18 protein-coding genes are annotated in these 17,341 nt (G+C 63.5%); 9 read left to right on the forward strand and 9 right to left on the reverse strand.

The window, feature by feature from the left end; translation table 11 throughout:
- Positions 1–75 precede the first annotated feature (75 nt).
- Positions 76–312 (reverse strand): DUF6894 family protein, encoded by a 237-nt coding sequence (locus AC07UC_RS10485; RefSeq protein WP_140771976.1) that lies wholly within the window; start codon positions 310–312, stop codon positions 76–78.
- Positions 313–531: 219 nt separating this feature from the next.
- On the opposite strand from AC07UC_RS10485, the gene AC07UC_RS10490 reads away from it, so the two are divergent.
- Positions 532–1,251, forward strand: coding sequence for a Crp/Fnr family transcriptional regulator (locus AC07UC_RS10490; RefSeq protein WP_202325935.1), 720 nt, complete (start codon positions 532–534; stop codon positions 1,249–1,251).
- 101 nt (positions 1,252–1,352) lie between these two features.
- Here the strand turns inward: AC07UC_RS10490 and AC07UC_RS10495 are convergent, their stop codons facing one another.
- Together AC07UC_RS10495 and AC07UC_RS10500 are read right to left on the reverse strand one after the other, a co-directional pair.
- Complete coding sequence (locus tag AC07UC_RS10495) at positions 1,353–1,850, reverse strand: YciE/YciF ferroxidase family protein (protein WP_202325936.1); 498 nt, start codon at positions 1,848–1,850, stop codon at positions 1,353–1,355.
- 81 nt (positions 1,851–1,931) lie between these two features.
- On the reverse strand, positions 1,932–2,213 hold the full coding sequence (locus tag AC07UC_RS10500; RefSeq protein WP_202325937.1) for a hypothetical protein: 282 nt from the start codon (positions 2,211–2,213) through the stop codon (positions 1,932–1,934).
- Between AC07UC_RS10500 and kdpF the strand changes: the two genes are divergently transcribed.
- The 6 genes from kdpF (at position 2,212) to AC07UC_RS10530 (ending at position 10,384) form a co-directional block, all read left to right on the forward strand.
- Positions 2,212–2,301, forward strand: a complete 90-nt coding sequence (gene kdpF, locus AC07UC_RS10505; protein WP_019861144.1) for a K(+)-transporting ATPase subunit F — start codon at positions 2,212–2,214, stop codon at positions 2,299–2,301. The genes AC07UC_RS10500 and kdpF overlap by 2 nt on opposite strands.
- A 20-nt stretch (positions 2,302–2,321) precedes the next feature.
- Positions 2,322–4,025 (forward strand): potassium-transporting ATPase subunit KdpA, encoded by a 1,704-nt coding sequence (gene kdpA / locus AC07UC_RS10510; RefSeq protein WP_140771971.1) that lies wholly within the window; start codon positions 2,322–2,324, stop codon positions 4,023–4,025.
- A 213-nt stretch (positions 4,026–4,238) separates the two neighbouring features.
- On the forward strand, positions 4,239–6,332 hold the full coding sequence (kdpB, locus tag AC07UC_RS10515; protein ID WP_494905556.1) for a potassium-transporting ATPase subunit KdpB: 2,094 nt from the start codon (positions 4,239–4,241) through the stop codon (positions 6,330–6,332).
- An 11-nt stretch (positions 6,333–6,343) separates the two neighbouring features.
- The gene (gene kdpC / locus AC07UC_RS10520; protein ID WP_494905558.1) at positions 6,344–6,907 is read left to right on the forward strand and encodes a potassium-transporting ATPase subunit KdpC; all 564 of its coding nucleotides are present in this window, start codon (positions 6,344–6,346) and stop codon (positions 6,905–6,907) included.
- A 58-nt stretch (positions 6,908–6,965) separates the two neighbouring features.
- Positions 6,966–9,695: a DUF4118 domain-containing protein gene (locus tag AC07UC_RS10525; protein ID WP_494905559.1), complete on the forward strand. Its 2,730-nt coding sequence runs from the start codon at positions 6,966–6,968 to the stop codon at positions 9,693–9,695.
- A complete protein-coding gene (locus AC07UC_RS10530) occupies positions 9,695–10,384 on the forward strand; it encodes a response regulator transcription factor (RefSeq protein WP_140771964.1) in 690 nt (229 codons plus the stop codon). Before AC07UC_RS10525 ends, AC07UC_RS10530 begins: the two co-directional genes overlap by 1 nt.
- Before the next feature lie 27 nt (positions 10,385–10,411).
- Here the strand turns inward: AC07UC_RS10530 and AC07UC_RS10535 are convergent, their stop codons facing one another.
- The 6 genes from AC07UC_RS10535 to AC07UC_RS10560 all read right to left on the reverse strand — a co-directional run bounded on the left by AC07UC_RS10535 (position 10,412) and on the right by AC07UC_RS10560 (position 15,334).
- Positions 10,412–11,848, reverse strand: coding sequence for an MFS transporter (locus tag AC07UC_RS10535; protein WP_494905560.1), 1,437 nt, complete (start codon positions 11,846–11,848; stop codon positions 10,412–10,414).
- 293 nt (positions 11,849–12,141) lie between these two features.
- Complete coding sequence (locus tag AC07UC_RS10540; protein ID WP_140771961.1) at positions 12,142–12,627, reverse strand: DUF992 domain-containing protein; 486 nt, start codon at positions 12,625–12,627, stop codon at positions 12,142–12,144.
- A gap of 162 nt (positions 12,628–12,789) precedes the next feature.
- Positions 12,790–13,266, reverse strand: a complete 477-nt coding sequence (locus AC07UC_RS10545; protein WP_202325941.1) for a DUF992 domain-containing protein — start codon at positions 13,264–13,266, stop codon at positions 12,790–12,792.
- Positions 13,267–13,472: 206 nt separating this feature from the next.
- Positions 13,473–14,312 carry a tetratricopeptide repeat protein gene (locus AC07UC_RS10550; RefSeq protein WP_140771959.1) on the reverse strand — a complete coding sequence of 280 codons (840 nt, stop codon included), beginning with the start codon at positions 14,310–14,312 and terminating at the stop codon, positions 13,473–13,475.
- A 192-nt stretch (positions 14,313–14,504) separates the two neighbouring features.
- Positions 14,505–14,771, reverse strand: a complete 267-nt coding sequence (rpsU, locus tag AC07UC_RS10555) for a 30S ribosomal protein S21 (RefSeq protein ID WP_010911429.1) — start codon at positions 14,769–14,771, stop codon at positions 14,505–14,507.
- Between the two features lie 176 nt (positions 14,772–14,947).
- Positions 14,948–15,334 carry an SET domain-containing protein gene (locus AC07UC_RS10560; protein ID WP_064981678.1) on the reverse strand — a complete coding sequence of 129 codons (387 nt, stop codon included), beginning with the start codon at positions 15,332–15,334 and terminating at the stop codon, positions 14,948–14,950.
- Positions 15,335–15,653: 319 nt separating this feature from the next.
- Between AC07UC_RS10560 and AC07UC_RS10565 the strand changes: the two genes are divergently transcribed.
- Together AC07UC_RS10565 and AC07UC_RS10570 are read left to right on the forward strand one after the other, a co-directional pair.
- Positions 15,654–16,907, forward strand: a complete 1,254-nt coding sequence (locus AC07UC_RS10565; protein WP_140771954.1) for a sarcosine oxidase subunit beta — start codon at positions 15,654–15,656, stop codon at positions 16,905–16,907.
- A gap of 2 nt (positions 16,908–16,909) precedes the next feature.
- A complete protein-coding gene (locus AC07UC_RS10570; RefSeq protein ID WP_494908919.1) occupies positions 16,910–17,332 on the forward strand; it encodes a hypothetical protein in 423 nt (140 codons plus the stop codon).
- The last annotated feature ends 9 nt before the right edge of the window (positions 17,333–17,341 follow it).

The following is a 17,341-nucleotide window of genomic DNA, read 5'->3' on the forward strand; positions in this document are numbered from 1 at the left end:
GCGTTGCGGCAAGGGTCGCGATTACAAATGATGGTCGGTAGACTTTTTGCCGCCGATGCCTGAAGCGAAGAGCTGTCAGTCACACCAACCGGACGAGACGACGAGCGACGCCTCGAAGATCTGGCGTCCGCCCTCGTCGCGGACCTTGACCGTGATGGCGGTGTGGTCGTTTTCGATGATCTCGTCGCGGACGATGTCAGGCAGGATGCGGATTGCCTCGCGCCGCATGCGCTCGCGCGTTTCGAAGACCTGGCCGTCATCATCCACCGTGAGACCGTCGCCATTGTAAAGGTCAAGATAATATCGAGGCATGATGGGCTGGACCTCAGACTGATGAAATGGCGAGATATTCAATCGACAATTCGCAGACTGGACAGTTGTTCCATCAGCGGCGGCATTTGCTGCGGAACAAGCAGCTCTAACAAATGTTAATGCCTATCAGCGGCCAAAGGCTTAGTGCATCCCGAGCCGCCTTTGCTCCCGACAGAACACATGGCGATGGCTTCCGAAGCCCTTTCGCGGGAGATTGCGGTGCTTGAATCCCTCTACCTCAACCTGGGCCAGCATGACGCGCTGTCAGACGCCGAGAAGGCGCTGCTGGCCGGCGCCATGACCTTCGAACGGCATTTCGCCATCGGCCAGGACATCGTCGCTTCCGGGTCGCGGCCGACCTATTCGACGCTGATCCTTGACGGGCTGGCGGCGCGCTACAAGGTGCTGGAGGATGGCGGCCGGCAGTTCACCTCGTTGCAGGTGCCCGGTGACTTCGTCGATCTCCACGCCTTCCTGCTGAAGACCATGGATCACGGCATCGTCGCTTTGTCGCCTTGCCATGTCATGTTCGCCGATCACGCCCGGCTTCGCACCATCACCGAGCAGGCGCCGCATCTCACACGGCTCTTATGGCTGGACACGCTGGTCGACGGCGCCATCCACCGCGAATGGATCGTCGCCATGGGGCGGCGCTCCAAGACCTCGCATCTGGCCCATCTCGTCTGTGAGCTTTTCGTGCGGCTGCAAGTGGTGCAACGGACCAACGGGATGAGCTTCCATCTGCCGCTCTCGCAAGCAGAGATGGCCGACGTGCTTGGCCTCTCGGTGGTGCACATGAACCGGGTCATCGGCGCCCTGCGAAAGGTCGGCGTTGTCAGTTGGGCGAACCACACGGTGACCATCCTCGACTGGCACCGGCTGCAGGAAATCGCCGAGTTCGATCCAACCTACCTCAGCATGATGCGTGAACCACGCTAAGGTATGTTGATGTCCAGGTGAGGCCGGCCTGCAAAGGATGGCTTTCCGCGCGGCCTGACCTGAATCTTGCACGCCTCAGGGCTGCCCCGATCTTTGCGGATCTATGCTGCTTCCGCCGCGACGTTGACCGCCGACTCCGCGATCTGCGTCAACGCTTCATCAGTCGCCTTCTCTTCCTTCAGCGTCGCTTCGAGCAGTGTCACGGCCTCGGTCAGGCCGAGTTCACCGGCCCACGTCCTCAGCGTGCCATAGCGTGAGATCTCATAGTGTTCGACCGCCTGCGCGGCGGCCAGCAGGCCGGCGTCGAGCGCGGGCGATCCCTTGTACTCCTCCATGATTTCGGCACCTTCCTCGGTGATGCCCATGATGGCCGCGCAGGTCTTGCCGACCGGCTTCTTGCCGATGACGCCGAAGACTTTCTCCAGCCTCGCAACATGGCCCTCGGTCTCGGTGCGGTGCTTTTCAAAGGCGGCCTTCAATTCGGCGCTTTGCGCGGCCTTGGCCATTTTCGGCAGCGTCGCCAATATCTTCTTTTCGGCGAAATAGATGTCCTTCAACGTGTCGTGAAAGAGGTCGTCGAGCATTTTCTGCTTTGCCATTGTCATCTCCTTTGGTGATCCCTCAAGGTCGACAATCTCCGGCCGCAAGATTCGTTCCCGCCGTTGCGAAGCGGAAAACCTTTATAAAATTCCTATTTCTTTCCGCCCTTGGCCGTCTCGAACCTTTATGGCGATCGGGTCCATATTCCCTATTGGAAAACGTCGAACGCTGTCACTGCTCGAAGTGCGGCGCGCCGTTTCACGTAATTGTCCGCCTGCATCCGGCAGGTGCGAAGTAAAAAGCGGAAGCAAGGAAGAAGCACAATGGACATCATTGTTGTCGGGATAGGGCTTTTGTTCTTCGCCCTGTCCTTGGTCTACGTCAAAGCCTGCGACAGAATTTGAGCTGAAGGATCGCATCATGCTTTTCGATTACATCCTCGGTGGCGGCGTGACCTTGTTCCTGCTCGCCTACCTGACCTATGCGCTCGTTCGTCCAGAACGCTTCTGAAGGCACGGAAAGCCACAGCCATGACACTCAACGGTTGGATACAGATCCTGGTCTTCTGCGGGATCATCGTTTTGCTGACGAAGCCGCTTGGCTTCTACATGCACCGCGTCTTCAACGGCGATCGCACACTGCTTTCGCCGATCTTCGGCCCGCTCGAGCGCGGACTTTACCGCGTTTGCGGAACCAGCGAACGCGAGGAGCAGCACTGGACCAGCTATGCGGTGGCCCTGCTGCTCTTCAACGTTGCAGGCTTCCTGGTGCTTTACCTCCTGCAGCGCCTGCAGGGCAGCCTGCCCTACAACCCGGCCGGCATGAGCGCGGTCGATCCGGCGCTTGCTTTCAACACCGCCGCCAGCTTCGTCACCAACACCAACTGGCAGAACTATGGCGGCGAAAGCACCATGTCCTATCTCGTGCAGATGGCGGGGCTGACCGTTCAGAATTTCGTTTCGGCGGCCACCGGCATCGCGATTGCGGTTGCGCTGATCCGTGGATTTGCCCGTGCCTCCGGCAAATCGATCGGCAATTTCTGGGTCGACATGACCCGCTGCACGCTCTACCTGCTCCTGCCGCTGTGCATCGTGCTGACGCTTGTCTATGTCTGGCTCGGCATGCCGCAGACGCTTGGGCCTTACGTCGACGCTACCACGCTGGAAGGCGCCAAGCAGACGATCGCTCTCGGCCCGGTCGCCTCCCAGGTCGCCATCAAGATGCTCGGCACCAATGGTGGCGGGTTCTTCAATGCCAATGCGGCGCATCCGTTCGAGAATCCCGACGCGATCTCCAATCTGATCCAGATGGTGACCATCTTCGCGCTGGGTGCCGCGCTGACCAACGTCTTTGGCCGCATGGTCGGCAACCAGCGCCAGGGCTGGGCGATCCTCGCCTCCATGGGCGCGCTGTTCATCGCCGGCGTCGCCGTCTGCTACTGGGCGGAGGCCGCGGGCAATCCGCTGGTCCATGCGCTGGGCATCGACGGCGGCAACATGGAAGGCAAGGAAACCCGCTTCGGCATCGCGCTCTCGGCGCTGTTCGCTGTCGTCACGACGGCCGCATCCTGCGGTGCGGTCAACGCCATGCATGACAGCTTCACCGCGCTTGGCGGCATGATCCCGCTCATCAACATGCAGCTCGGCGAAGTCATCGTCGGCGGCGTCGGCGCCGGCTTCTACGGCATCCTGATGTTCATCGTGGTCGCCGTCTTCGTTGCCGGCCTGATGGTCGGCCGCACGCCCGAATATCTCGGCAAGAAGATCGAGGCCAAGGAGGTCAAGATGGCGATGCTGGCCATACTGTGCCTGCCGCTGGCGATGCTGATCTTCACGGCTATCGCCGTTGTCCTGCCCAGCGCCGTGGCTTCGATGGCCAATGGCGGCCCGCACGGCTTCTCCGAAGTGCTCTATGCCTACACCTCGGCCGCGGCGAACAACGGTTCGGCCTTTGGCGGCCTCACCGGCAACACGCCCTGGTACAACATCACCATCGGCATCGGCATGCTGATGGGCCGCTTCTTGGTCATCATCCCCGCGCTTGCCATCGCCGGCGCGCTGGCGGCCAAGAAGACGGTGCCCGCCTCGGCCGGCACGTTCCCGACAGACGGTCCGCTGTTCGTCGGGCTGCTGGTCGGTGTCATCGTCATCGTCGGCGGCCTGACCTTCTTCCCGGCGCTCGCCGTCGGGCCGATCGTCGAGCACCTGGCGATGATCCACGGGCAGACCTTCTGAGGCGATCATGCCCTGGTTCAGCACCATGCGCCGCAGGACCCGGCGGCCAGCCGGCAATGAGGGGGAGGCGAAGCCTCCTCCCTTCCCGACCGTGTCCACATTCCTTGGCATTGCGGCGGTCATGATTGTGATCTGGCTGCTGGTCTACGGCCCACCCTTTTCGGCATCCAACCGACCGGTGCCGCCCACCAACACTGAAGCCGGAGCTTCAAAATGAGTCACACGAAATCGGCCAGCATCATGGATGCCGGCATTCTCTGGCCCGCCATTGGCGGTGCCTTCCGCAAGCTCGACCCGCGTACGCTGGCCCGCAACCCGGTGATGTTCGTCGTCGCCGTCGTCTCGGCGCTGACATCGGTGCTGTTCATCAGGGATCTCATCGTCGGCGGCGGCGATCTGCGCTTCACATTGCAGATCATCATCTGGCTGTGGTTCACGGTGCTGTTCGCCAATTTCGCCGAAGCCGTCGCCGAGGGGCGCGGCAAGGCTCAGGCGGATTCACTGCGCAAGGCGCGCACCGAGACCCAGGCTAAGCTTCTGGCCGGCGAAGACAGGACCAAGTTCAAGCTCGTGCCCGGCACCAGCCTGAAGGTCGGCGACATGGTCCTGGTCGAAGCTGGAGACATCATCCCGTCCGACGGCGAAGTGGTGGAAGGCGTCGCCTCGGTCAACGAGGCGGCGATCACCGGTGAGTCGGCCCCCGTCATCCGCGAATCCGGCGGCGACCGCTCGGCCGTCACCGGCGGCACGCAGGTGCTGTCCGACTGGATCCGCGTGCGCATCACCGCCGCCTCCGGCCACACCTTCCTCGACCGCATGATCTCGCTGGTCGAAGGTGCCGAACGCCAGAAGACGCCCAACGAAATCGCGCTCAACATCCTCTTGGTCGGCATGACGCTGATCTTCGTGCTGGCCACGGCGACGATCCCGAGCTTTGCCTCCTATTCGGGCGGCTATATCTCGGTGACCGTTCTGGTTGCCCTGTTCGTCACCCTGATCCCGACCACCATCGGAGCGCTGTTGTCGGCCATCGGCATCGCCGGCATGGACCGGCTGGTGCGCTTCAATGTGCTCGCCATGTCCGGCCGTGCCGTGGAGGCGGCCGGCGACGTCGACACGCTGTTGCTCGACAAGACCGGCACGATCACGCTCGGCAACCGCCAGGCGACGGAATTCCGTCCCGTCAAGGGTGTCACCGAGCAGGAACTGGCCGACGCCGCGCAGCTTGCCTCGCTCGCCGACGAGACGCCGGAAGGCCGTTCGATCGTCGTGCTGGCCAAGGAGAAATATGCCATCCGCGCCCGCGACATGGCGACTTTGCACGCCACCTTCGTGCCTTTCACGGCGCAGACCCGGATGAGCGGTGTCGACATCGATGGCTCCTCGGTGCGCAAGGGCGCGGTCGATTCCGTGCTCGCCCATGTCAACCAGTCGACGTCAGCCGGCCACGCGACGCGGCCGAACAGCGATACGGTCAGGGATCTGCAGGCAATCGCCGACGAGGTCGCCAAGTCCGGCGGCACGCCGCTGGCGGTCGAGCGGGACGGGCGCCTGCTCGGCATCGTGCACCTCAAGGACATCGTCAAGGGCGGCATACGCGAGCGTTTCGCCGAGCTGCGCAAGATGGGCATCCGCACGGTGATGATCACCGGCGACAACCCGATGACGGCGGCGGCAATCGCGGCGGAGGCCGGCGTCGACGATTTCCTTGCCCAGGCGACGCCCGAGGACAAGCTGAAGCTGATCCGCGACGAGCAGGCCAAGGGCAAGCTGGTTGCCATGTGCGGCGACGGCACCAACGACGCGCCGGCGCTGGCGCAGGCCGATGTCGGTGTCGCCATGAACACCGGCACGGTGGCGGCGCGAGAGGCCGGCAACATGGTCGACCTCGACAGCGATCCGACCAAGCTGATCGAGATCGTCGAGATCGGCAAGGCGCTGCTGATGACGCGCGGCTCGCTGACCACCTTCTCGATCGCCAACGACGTGGCCAAGTATTTCGCCATCATCCCGGCCATGTTCGCCGTCTTCTATGTCGCGCCCGGCCAGACAACCGGCCCGTTGCAGGCGCTCAACATCATGCATCTGGCGACGCCGCAGAGCGCCATCCTGTCCGCCATCATCTTCAACGCGCTGATCATCATCGCGCTGATCCCGCTGTCGCTGCGCGGCGTCAAATACCGGGCGATCGGTGCCGGCGCGCTGCTCAGCCGCAACCTTCTCGTCTACGGCCTCGGCGGCATCATCGTGCCGTTCGTCGGCATCAAGATAATCGACATGGCCGTCACGGCCCTTGGCCTTGCATAAGGATCATTCCGATGCTCAAGCAAATCAGACCCGCGATCATCATGATCGTCTTCTTCACCGTGCTGACCGGCCTGGTCTATCCCCTGGGCATGACCGGCATCGCCCAGGCGCTGTTCCCGCGTCAGGCCAATGGCAGCCTGATCGAGAAGGACGGCAAGGTCATCGGCTCCGAGCTGATCGGCCAGGTCTTCGCCAGCGACAAGTATTTCCATGGCAGGCCTTCGGCCGCCGGCAACGGCTATGATGCCGGCGCCTCCAGCGGTTCCAATCTCGGCCCGACCAATCCCAAGCTGATCGACCGCATCAAGGGCGACACCGAGAAGCTGAAGGCGGAGAATCCGAACCAACCCGTGCCGATGGACCTGGTGACGACGTCAGGCAGCGGCCTCGATCCGCAGATCAGCCCGCAGGCCGCCTATTTCCAGGTGCCGCGTGTGGCCAAGGCCAGGGGCCTCGACGAGGCCAAGGTCAAGGCGCTTGTCGACGGCCAGGTCGAGGCAAGGGAACTCGGCTTCATGGGAGAGCCGGCGGTCAATGTGCTGACGCTCAACATGGCGCTGGACGCCGCGAAATAAGTGATGGCCGGTGCCGGGGATCGACAGCATCCCCGGCGCCATTCATGATCGGTTCTTGATGCCGGAAGAAAGAAGCAGCGAAAACAGACCTTCCCCCGACGCGCTGCTCGAGCATGCCGAGCGGGAGGGGCGCGGCCGGCTGCGGATATTCCTCGGCGCCGCGCCCGGTGTCGGCAAGACCTACGAAATGCTGATGTCGGGCCGCGCCCGGCTGACCGACGGCATCGATGTGGTGATCGGCATCGTCGAGACGCATGGCCGCAGGGAAACCCAGGCCCTGGTCGAGGGGTATGAAGTCATCCCCCGCCGCAAGGTCGACTACAAGGGGCGCATCCTCGAGGAGATGGATATCGATGCCATCCTCGCCCGGCGCCCGGCGCTGGTTCTCGTCGACGAACTCGCCCACACCAACGCACCCGGCAGCCGTCACCCCAAGCGCTATCTCGACGTCCAGGAGATACTGGCGCGGGGCATCGACGTCTACACGACGCTCAACATCCAGCATGTCGAAAGCCTGAATGACGTCGTGGCGCAGATCACGCGAGTCAGGGTGCGTGAAACGGTTCCCGATTCCATCATCGACCAGGCCGATGACGTCGAAATCATCGATCTGACGCCCGACGACCTGATCAAGCGACTGGAGGAGGGCAAGGTCTATTTCCCCAACACCGCGCAGCGCGCCATCGAGAATTATTTCTCGTCAGGCAATCTGACGGCACTGCGGGAACTGGCGCTGCGCCGCACGGCCCAGCGTGTCGACGAGCAATTGCTCAATCACATGCAGTCCCATGCCATCCAGGGTCCCTGGGCCGCGGGCGAGAGGGTGCTCGTCTGCGTCGACGCAAGACCGGGCGGTGCGGCCCGCATTCGCTACGCACGCAGGCTGGCCGACCGGCTTCGTGCGCCATGGACGGCGCTTCATGTCGATACGCCACGCTCGGCTGGCATGTCCGAGGAAGACAAGGACCGGCTCGCCACGCTCCTGCGCCTTGCCGAACAACTCGGCGCCGAGGTGACGACCATTCCCGGCCAGAATGTCGCGCAGGACATTGTGCGCCATGCGACGGCGAACAATTTCACCCATATCGTGGTCGGCAGGCCGACGCGGTCGCGCTGGCGCGAGCTGATCGAGGGCTCGCTTACCTATGACCTGATCCGCAATGCCGGCGATATCAGCGTCCACGTCATTTCGGGTACCGAGCGGGACGCCGAGGCTAGTTCGAGAAGCGTCAGGGCGGCCGACGAGCAATGGCAATTCCAGATATGGCCCTATCTCAAGGCTACGGGGTTTGTCGCCGGCTCGCTGGCCTTCGCCGTCCTGCTCGACCAGTTTCTCGACGTTCGCAACCTCGCCATCATCTTCCTCATCGGGGTGCTGACATCGGCGGTGACCGGCGGTCTCTGGCCGGCTCTCTATGCCTGTGTCGTCAGCGCCCTTGCCTTCAACTATTTCTTCCTCGAGCCACGCTATACGCTCACGATCCGGGATCCGGAGAGCATTGTCGCGCTTGGCGTGTTCCTGGTCGTTGCCGTCATTGCCAGCAACCTGACGGCGCGCGTGCAGCGCCAGGCGGTCGCCGCCCGCTCGCGGGCGCGGGCGACGGAAGATATTTATCTCTTCTCCAAGAAGCTCGCCGGCGCCGGCACGCTCGACGATGTGCTGTGGGCCACCGCCTTCCAGATCGCTTCGATGCTGAAGCTGCGCGTGGTGTTGCTGCTGCCGGAAGACGGCTCGATTACCGTCAAGGCCGGCTATCCGCCCGACGATACGCTGGCCGAGGCCGACATCGCCGCAGCCCGCTGGGCCTGGGAGCACAACCGCGCCGCCGGGCGCGGCGCCGACACGCTGCCTGGCGCCAAGCGCCTCTACCTTCCCTTGCGCACGGGGCGCACCGCGATCGGTGTCGTTGGCCTCGACAACGACAAGCAGGGCCCGCTGCTGACGCCCGAGCAACAGCGCCTGCTCGACGCGCTGGCCGATCAGGCGGCGGTGGCGATCGAACGCATCCAGCTCGTCGCCGATGTCGACCGCGCCAAGCTCGCCGCGGAAGCCGACCGGTTGCGCTCGGCTTTGCTGACTTCGATTTCGCATGATCTGAAAACGCCGCTCTCGGCCATCATGGGAGCGGCCGGCACGCTCAAGGAATTCGCACCCGATCTGCCCGAGCAGGACCGGGTGGAGCTTCTGTCGACGGTGATCGACGAATCGGAGCGGCTGAACCGCTTCATCGCCAACCTGCTCGACATGACCAAGATCGAATCCGGTGCGATGGAGCCGAATTACGCCCTCCATTATGTCGGGGATATCGTCGGCACGGCGCTCAACCGCGCCCGCAAGATCACCAGCGAACACAAGATCGAGGTCGATATTCCATCCGATCTGCCGATGCTGAAGCTCGATCCCGTGCTGTTCGAACAGGTTCTGTTCAACCTTCTCGACAATGCGTCGAAATATTCCCCGCCCGGCTCGACGATCCGCGTGCAGGGATGGGCCGACAATGGGTCCGTCATCGTGCAGATCATGGATGAGGGACCAGGCATCCCGGCGCAGGACCTGGAACGCGTCTTTGACACTTTTTATCGGGTGCGCAAGGGTGACCAGGTGCGCGCCGGCACCGGGCTTGGTCTGTCGATCTGCCGTGGCTTCGTCGAATCGATGGGTGGCACGATCTCGGCCGCCAACCGGACCGACCGCCCCGGTGCTGCTTTCACCATCAGGATGCCGGTGCCGGCGGAAATGCCCGATGCCGACAATCGTGGCGAAGAGACCAGCGTGGATCAGCCGTGATGACCAACTCGAATGTCAGGATACTGGTTGTCGATGACGAGCCGCCGATCCGCAAGCTGCTGCGGGTCGGGCTTGGCAGCCAGGGCTATTCGGTCAGCGAGGCGCCGAACGCCAAGGTGGCGATCGAGCTGATGGAACAGGAAAAGCCGGACCTGGTGCTGCTCGACCTCGGCCTGCCCGGCATGGGGGGCCATGATCTCCTGCGCAAATGGCGTGACGAGGGCGTCGACATTCCCGTGGTCATCCTCTCCAGCCGCACCGATGAGGCCGGTATCGTCAACGCGCTGGAACTCGGCGCCGACGACTATGTCACCAAGCCATTCGGCATGAACGAACTGGTGGCGCGCATCCGCGTGGCGCTGCGGCACAAATTCCAGCAGCAGGGCGAGAAGCCGATTTTCCAGAGCGGTGACCTCAGCGTCGATCTGGTCAAGCGCATCGTCAAGGTCGAGGGCAAGGAGATAAAGCTCTCGCCGAAGGAATACGACATATTGCGCATCCTGGTGCAGCATGCCGGCAAGGTGCTGACCCACCACTTCATCCTGAAGCAGATCTGGGGGGACTCGACCGACGTGCAATATCTCAGGGTCTATGTCAGGCAGCTCAGGCAGAAGATCGAGAAGACCCCGGACCAGCCACGCTACATCACCACCGAAACCGGTGTCGGCTATCGTTTGCGGGTCGAGTAGGACAATCTCCTTCGATTGAACTCGGCGTCAGCCAATGGCTTCCAGCGGCCGGTTTGCCGTCGATGATGCCCGCAAGGCCGCCAGGCAGCCGAGAATGCCAAGCGGGACGAAGGCCAGAAAGAGCCAGCTCGCGACATTGGCCGCCGCGTCGTGGTTCAGCCCCTGCGAAAAGCCGCTGGCATTGGCGACGATGCCGGCGAGAGCGGCGCCCACGGCATAGCCGATACGCTGCATGGTCGGCACCGCGGCCGAGGCGATGGTCTGTTCGTCGTCCGGAGCGGAGGCGACGATGACGCGGGTCAGGAACGGCCAGGCGATGCCGAAGCCGCCGCCTTGCAGCAGGGCGCAGACCAGGATCAGCGGGATCGAGCCCAACGGTATCGTGTAGGCGAAGCCGGCGATGCCCGCCGCGATCATCAAGGCGCCGCACACAATGATCAGCCGCTCGCGCTGAGGCGGGGCGTTGGCGACAAGGATCGACAGGATCGACCAGGCGATAGATTCGGCAGCGATAATGTAGCCGGTGGTCAGCAGCGGAATGTCATGCAGGCTGGTCAAAAGCAGCGGTCCGTAGACGCCGAAGGAACAGGTCGCGATGGAAAAGGCGGCGACCATGGTCATGCCCGCGCCCACCGGCGTCCGCCACGAGAACAGCCGGGCCGGGAAAAGCCGTGAGCGCGGCTTCAGCGCGTCGACGTAGAAGAACAGCGCCAGGCCGGCCAGGCCCAGCACGATCAGCAGCGAGGAGCGCAGCAGCGCGATATCGACGCCGGCCGAGGCGATCAGCACCACGGCGACGGCAAGACAGCCAAGCGCAGCGAACGGGAAGGGAGGAGCCTTGCCCGCGCCGGCGATAGGTCGCTTCGCTTCCGGAGTGTTCAGAACGAGGAAGCTGGCCAGAGCCATGGCGGTGCCGCCGAAGGTGAAGACGCCGAAGGCCCAGCGCCACGACAGGAGCTCGGTCATGATCGCGCCCAGCAACGGGCCGCTGAAGGCGGCGACGCCCCAGATCGCCGACATGATGCCGAAAAGCTGCGGCCAGATGGCGCGTGAAAACAGCCGCTCGACCGAGACGAAGGCCAGCGATACAAGCGCGCCGCCGCCCAGCCCTTCGATCAGACGGCCGGCGAGGAACAGTTGCATGGAGGGAGAGGTGGCGCAGATCAGCGCGCCGGCCGCGTAGAGCAGGGCCGCGACCACCATGTTGGTGCGCAGCGCCACATAGCTCACCATGCGTCCGGCCGCGGCGCCGGCGACGATGGCGCCGAGTTCGTAGACCGCCAGCGACCAGCCGACGAGCTGTACGCCGGCCATTTCACCGACCATGGCCGGCATGACGGTCGCCACCATCGTCTCATTGGTAGCGTGCAGCAGGATGCCGAGGCTGATGAAGCAGAAGCGCGCCAGGTCGCCGCTCGCCCACAATGCGCGCCAGTCGACCCTGTTTGTGCTGATTTCAGTCATATCCACCCTATGCTTTGCATATCTCGATCGCGGCGTACGGCACCAGAAGCCAGCAAGGCTTTCCGGCAGGACCATGCGCGGCGATAGCGCCGTATCCAGGCGCTGCTCAGTCGGGGCAGGTTTGTAAGACCTCAACCACGGTTGAGTTCAAGCGGTTCGTTTCGGTGGATCATCGCAACGTTCGAGATTGGCCGAAGCCTCGCAACTTCGTCGTCACCCTAAACGCCAGGCTCAGAGACGCCACCATTCCTCAGAGTTGATGACGAAACGACAAGCGACCGCCCTTGACGCGATCAGTTCTCGATGCTGCGCAGTTGGAACTGGCTGACGCCGATGGCGAGATTGACGCCGGTCTGGGTCTGCAGGCTGAGTGGCTGGAGGGTGAAAGCCTGCGAAGAGCCGCCGACCAGAAGATTGGCGCCGGCTCCAACGGCCGCCGTGACCTCCGCGCTGGCGCCGATATAGTCGCCCGCCAGCGCACCGGGCGCGTAGATGTTCTTCAGCGGCGTCAGCACGAGCCATTGCATCACCGCCTGCTTGGTCGTGCCGATGTCGAGGCCGTATTTGTTGACGGCACCGAAATAGGCCTCAGGCGCGAAGGTCTTGTCGGCCGGAGTGAAGGTGCAGCTGAGGTCCTTGGACGAACCGAAGATGAAGCCGGTGCCGCCTGATATGGCGCATTCAAGGGTACCGAGTTCGATGCCGCGGTCCTGCGCCTGCGCTGGTGCCGCGCCAAGCACGAGTGCGATCACGGCAGCGGCGATGGCTGTCTTCGGCATGGCGTTCCCCGCGGTTCGGAACCGCTCTATCTTTTTTGACGCGATTCCAGACGGAAAACCGTTTCACACTTGTCCTGGAATTGCTCGAAAAATCAAACGGCGCGGAACCATCCTATATGGTTCCGCGCCGCAAGGTAGAGAGGAGCGAGTAGCTCCTTGCGATCACTTGAGCGAGTGGATCAGCTGAAGCGAGGTTACAGCCACGGCGAGGTTGACGCCGGTCTGCGCCTGGACGCTGAGCGGCTCCAGCATGAAGGCGCTGTCGAAGCCGCCGACCAGCAGATTGGCGCCGCCGCCGGTCACGACGCTCGCCTCGGCGTTGACGCCGTAATAGCTGCCGGCAAGGTCACCCGCGTCACGGTCGCGGGTTGCGGCCAGCACGGCCCAGACGAGCTGGCCCTGATGCGTCTGGCCGAGATCGACGCCGATCTTGGAGATGACGCCGGTATAAATCTCCGACGGTCCGTGATGGTGAGGACGGAAGACGCAGGACACGCCCTTGTTGGAGGCCACGATATAGGCGGTGCCGCCGTCGATGGTGCAGTCGAGCGTGCCGAGCTGCAGCCTGCCGGCGCTGGCCGGGGCGGCAGCGAACACGGTCGTTGCAAGGGCAGCGGCGCAGACGAGTTTCTTGATCATGGGAGGGTCCTTTCGCAAATCGCTTGGAAATAACGGCTTGAATGGCCAGACCGTTCCGCTGAAAACTTGGCGCGAACAAGGCAAGGGTTAACGGCCTGCCGCAGGGGTTAATGCACGGTTGCCGGATTGCGGGCGATCTTCAGCGCCGCGTGTCCTTTTGGACACGCGGGATGGCGCTGTAATATCGGGATCGACCGAAGCCGAGGTCAGCTGACGCGGGCGAGGCCATCCTTGGCCGGCTGATAGCTGGGGTCGAGGCGCACGGCCTCGCGATAGGACTTCGCCGCCTTGGCCTTGTCGCCGCGCCGCTCGTAGATCAGCGCCTGGTTGGCCCAGGCCTCGGCGTTCTTGCCGTCGAGCTTGATGGCCATGTTGAAGTCGGAGAAGGCATTGTCCTCGTCGCCCGTCGCCAGATAGGAGAGGCCACGGCCGTTGTAGGGCTCTGCCGCATCCGGCGCCAGCGAGATGGCGGTCGAGAAGTCCTCAATGGCGAATTTGTGCTGGCCCTGGCTCTGATAGATCAGGCCGCGATTGTGGTAGGCGCGGGCGTCCGTCGTATCGAGCTGGATCGCCTTCTGGAAGTCGCTGAAAGCATCCTGGGTCCGGCCCGCCTTGCGGTAGAGATTGCCGCGGCCGATATAGGCGGCATCATAATTGCCGTTGATCTGGATCGATCGGTTGTAGTCGGCGAGAGCGGCTTCCTGGTTGCCGAGGAAGCGCTGGATGAGAGCCCGGTTGGAATAGGCCTGGTAGAAATTCGGGTTGAGCTGGATGGCCTGGTTGAAGTCCTTGAGCGCCGCCTGGTACTGGCCGCCACGGCCATAGGCCGAACCGCGCACATTGTAGCCTTCCGGATCCTGGGGATTGCGCTGGATCACCGTCGACAGCGAGGAGATGTTCTCGCTCGATCCCTGCGCCTTGTCGATGTTGTTGAACTCGCCGGTCGGGCCCGATGTCTGGCAGCCGGCAAGCACCAGGGAAAGCAGGGCCGCTGTCAGGGCGAAACCACGCAATGCGGTCCCGCGCTCCACGCTTGTTGCGTTCATGTCTGCCCTGTCCTCACTTGCGCCGTCGTTCAGGTCCGGTTCCCCCCTCCGGGCCGGGTCACAATGTCATAAACTGTCAGAGCGTGATTTGTGCGCCCAGATGGTCGCGAGTCGCTCTAAACAAAAAGGTGGCGGCGATTCCGCATCGCGCCACCTCAGTATCCTTCGAAAAGGACGAAATATTGGCGATAATCAGCGCGGCGGACGCGCTGCACCGGCAGCGCCGCCGGCAGCCACCGGACGCGGCGTCATCGGCAGCAGGCCTTCGCGCTGGGCGCGCTTGCGGGCCAGCTTGCGGGCGCGGCGGACGGCCTCGGCCTTTTCGCGGGCGCGCTTCTCGGAAGGCTTCTCGTAGTGACCGCGCATCTTCATTTCGCGAAAAATGCCTTCGCGCTGCATCTTCTTCTTGAGCGCGCGAAGCGCCTGATCAACGTTATTGTCGCGGACGAGTACCTGCACGGGCAATCCTGTCTTTCGGGTTTGATATCATCAGGCAAGTGGCCATAGCCACTAGCCTCCGCGGCGGTCGACACCACGAATTGTGGCGGCTGATAGCAGAATCAGGCCGCGCTGTCCACAGTCGAAATGCAGGACGTCTGTCAAATTGCCACGGTAGCGCCGAGATAGGGCGCCGACTACGCCGTGGCCAGGTGCAGCCGCTCGAAATCCTCGAAGAATTCGCCGTAGTCGCAGGTGATCTCCTCGCCCGCGGCGATGTCGCGCGTCGCGGTCGCGCCGCCATACTGTGAAAAGTCGGTATTCGGCGTCGCCGAATGGTTCATGAAGCGGCCATTGTCGACCTCATAGACCATGAAACCCGGCCGATCAGGGCTCGGATAGGCGTAGCGATCGAGCAATTCCTTGAGAGGCTGCGGTGCGGCCTCGTATTTGTCCATCGGGATCAGCCGGTCGAAATCCGGGTCGAGCCGCCAGATCGAGGCGCCTTTCCGGATCGGTTCGGCGGCAAACATGCCGACGCCCTCGATTGCGCTCGCGGCCACATAGGTTCGGATCAGCATCATGGTTTCGGGACCCGTTTCGACAGGAGACGGAATCGCCAAATCGCGCGGAAAAAGCAAGACCGGCAAGCTGCGTCACTTGGACGAACAGGCCTGTTGGCGGCAAAAACCCTTCACGTCCGGTTGATCGACGGAAGCCACCGAACCGGCCAATGTCTCGACGCCCTCGCATGGGTCTTTTTCGTCGCGGCGCAAAACGGCAAGCGCCGTCGCAAACAGCGCAAGGGTGGAAGCGCTGTTTCGCTAGTGATACACCTCGCGCGCCGGGCCCAAGAAAAGCCCGGCTGCAATCCGCGAGATCTGTTGGCGCGAGGCTGGGACGTTGAAAAAATATTCGGTATTCGCCATCGCCCGCGAGGCCATGCGCGGCCACAAGGGCTGGGAGGAGCAATGGTCCTCGCCCGAGCCCAAGAAGGAATACGATGTCATCATCGTCGGCGCCGGCGGCCATGGCCTGGCCACCGCCTATTATCTCGCCACGGTGCACGGCATCACCAATGTCGCGGTTCTGGAAAAGGGCTGGCTCGGCGGCGGCAACACCGGCCGCAACACCACCATCATCCGCTCCAACTACCTCTATGACGAGAGCGCCGGCATCTACGACCATGCGCTGAAGCTGTGGGATGGGCTCTCCCAGGAGCTCAACTACAACGTCATGTATTCGGCGCGCGGCGTCATGATGCTGGCGCATAATGTGCACGACATCCAGGTGCTGAAGCGCCATGTCCATGCCAACCGGCTGAACGGCATCGACAATGAGTGGCTGACACCGGAGCAGGCGAAGGAATTCTGCCCGCCGCTCAACATCTCGAAGGACGCACGCTACCCGGTCGTCGGGGCTGCCCTGCAGCGCCGTGGCGGCACGGCGCGCCACGACGCCGTTGCCTGGGGCTATGCGCGCGGCGCCTCGGCGCGCGGCGTCCACATCATCCAGAATTGCGAGGTCACCGGCGTCAAGCGCGCGCCGAACGGCGCGGTCATGGGTGTCGACACGACGCGCGGCTTCATTGGCGCCAAGAAGGTCGGCGTGGTTGCCGCGGGCCATTCCTCGGTCATCATGAATATGGCCGGCGTGCGCATGCCGCTGGAAAGCTATCCGCTGCAGGCGCTGGTGTCGGAGCCGATCAAGCCGGTCGTGCCCTGCGTGGTGATGTCGAACACGGTGCACGCCTATATCTCGCAGTCCGACAAGGGCGAGCTGGTGATCGGCGCCGGCACCGACCAGTATGTCTCCTATTCGCAGACCGGCGGCCTGCACATTCTGCAGCACACGCTCGACGCCATCTGCGAAATGTTCCCGATCTTCACGCGCATGAAGATGCTGCGCTCCTGGGGCGGCATCGTCGACGTCACGCCCGACCGCTCGCCGATCCTGGCCAAGACCCCGGTACCGGGCCTCTATGTCAATTGTGGCTGGGGCACGGGCGGCTTCAAGGCAACACCCGGGTCGGGCCATGTCTTTGCCCACACGATCGCCAAGGACGATCCGCACCCGATCAATGCGCCCTTCACCATCGAGCGCTTCCGCACCGGCCGCCTGATCGACGAGGCGGCGGCAGCGGCGGTGGCGCACTGATGATGATGGCCGAAATGGCTGTCGCGATGCCGCTGATGCTGGCGGGGGAACAGGGCATGTTCCATTTGCCGTCGCCGGAAGAGGTGCGCACGCAGCCGATCAGCCGCGCCGGAAACGAGGCCAACTGGCCGTTTTCCGTTGACGACGGCATATTGGCCTGCGTGTGGAGCGGCGGCCAGAAGGTGGTGATGTTCGTGGAGAACAGGCCTGCCGATCTCGGCGAGGACGATCCATTCGAGCCACGCCGCGTCATCGTCACGACCGATCCGGTGCAACTCACCATCGGCAACATGGCGTATCGCGACCTGTTTCGTCCGGCCGCGAGTGTCGAGGAGCGCATCCGGCTCGTCGCGCCGTTTGCGGCAATGGGCCAGAAGCTTTGCGACCAACCCCCCGCCGCCCGCGTCGGCCACGGCGAATTGTAGGAACGAACA

The organism is Mesorhizobium sp. GW821-FHT04C10 (assembly GCF_059420305.1).

Excerpts from the sequence above, each read along its gene's own strand:
- AC07UC_RS10525 (WP_494905559.1), top strand. The coding sequence starts at position 6,966 with ATGCCGGAAGAAAGAAGCAGCGAAAACAGACCTTCCCCCGACGCGCTG.
- AC07UC_RS10570 (WP_494908919.1), top strand. The coding sequence starts at position 16,910 with ATGATGGCCGAAATGGCTGTCGCGATGCCGCTGATGCTGGCGGGGGAA.
- kdpF (WP_019861144.1), top strand. The coding sequence starts at position 2,212 with ATGCTTTTCGATTACATCCTCGGTGGCGGCGTGACCTTGTTCCTGCTC.
- AC07UC_RS10550 (WP_140771959.1), bottom strand. The coding sequence starts at position 14,312 with ATGAACGCAACAAGCGTGGAGCGCGGGACCGCATTGCGTGGTTTCGCC.
- kdpA (WP_140771971.1), top strand. The coding sequence starts at position 2,322 with ATGACACTCAACGGTTGGATACAGATCCTGGTCTTCTGCGGGATCATC.
- AC07UC_RS10495 (WP_202325936.1), bottom strand. The coding sequence starts at position 1,850 with ATGGCAAAGCAGAAAATGCTCGACGACCTCTTTCACGACACGTTGAAG.
- AC07UC_RS10485 (WP_140771976.1), bottom strand. The coding sequence starts at position 312 with ATGCCTCGATATTATCTTGACCTTTACAATGGCGACGGTCTCACGGTG.
- AC07UC_RS10535 (WP_494905560.1), bottom strand. The coding sequence starts at position 11,848 with ATGACTGAAATCAGCACAAACAGGGTCGACTGGCGCGCATTGTGGGCG.
- kdpC (WP_494905558.1), top strand. The coding sequence starts at position 6,344 with ATGCTCAAGCAAATCAGACCCGCGATCATCATGATCGTCTTCTTCACC.
- AC07UC_RS10560 (WP_064981678.1), bottom strand. The coding sequence starts at position 15,334 with ATGATGCTGATCCGAACCTATGTGGCCGCGAGCGCAATCGAGGGCGTC.
- AC07UC_RS10545 (WP_202325941.1), bottom strand. The coding sequence starts at position 13,266 with ATGATCAAGAAACTCGTCTGCGCCGCTGCCCTTGCAACGACCGTGTTC.
- AC07UC_RS10540 (WP_140771961.1), bottom strand. The coding sequence starts at position 12,627 with ATGCCGAAGACAGCCATCGCCGCTGCCGTGATCGCACTCGTGCTTGGC.
- AC07UC_RS10500 (WP_202325937.1), bottom strand. The coding sequence starts at position 2,213 with ATGATGCGATCCTTCAGCTCAAATTCTGTCGCAGGCTTTGACGTAGAC.
- kdpB (WP_494905556.1), top strand. The coding sequence starts at position 4,239 with ATGAGTCACACGAAATCGGCCAGCATCATGGATGCCGGCATTCTCTGG.
- AC07UC_RS10530 (WP_140771964.1), top strand. The coding sequence starts at position 9,695 with ATGACCAACTCGAATGTCAGGATACTGGTTGTCGATGACGAGCCGCCG.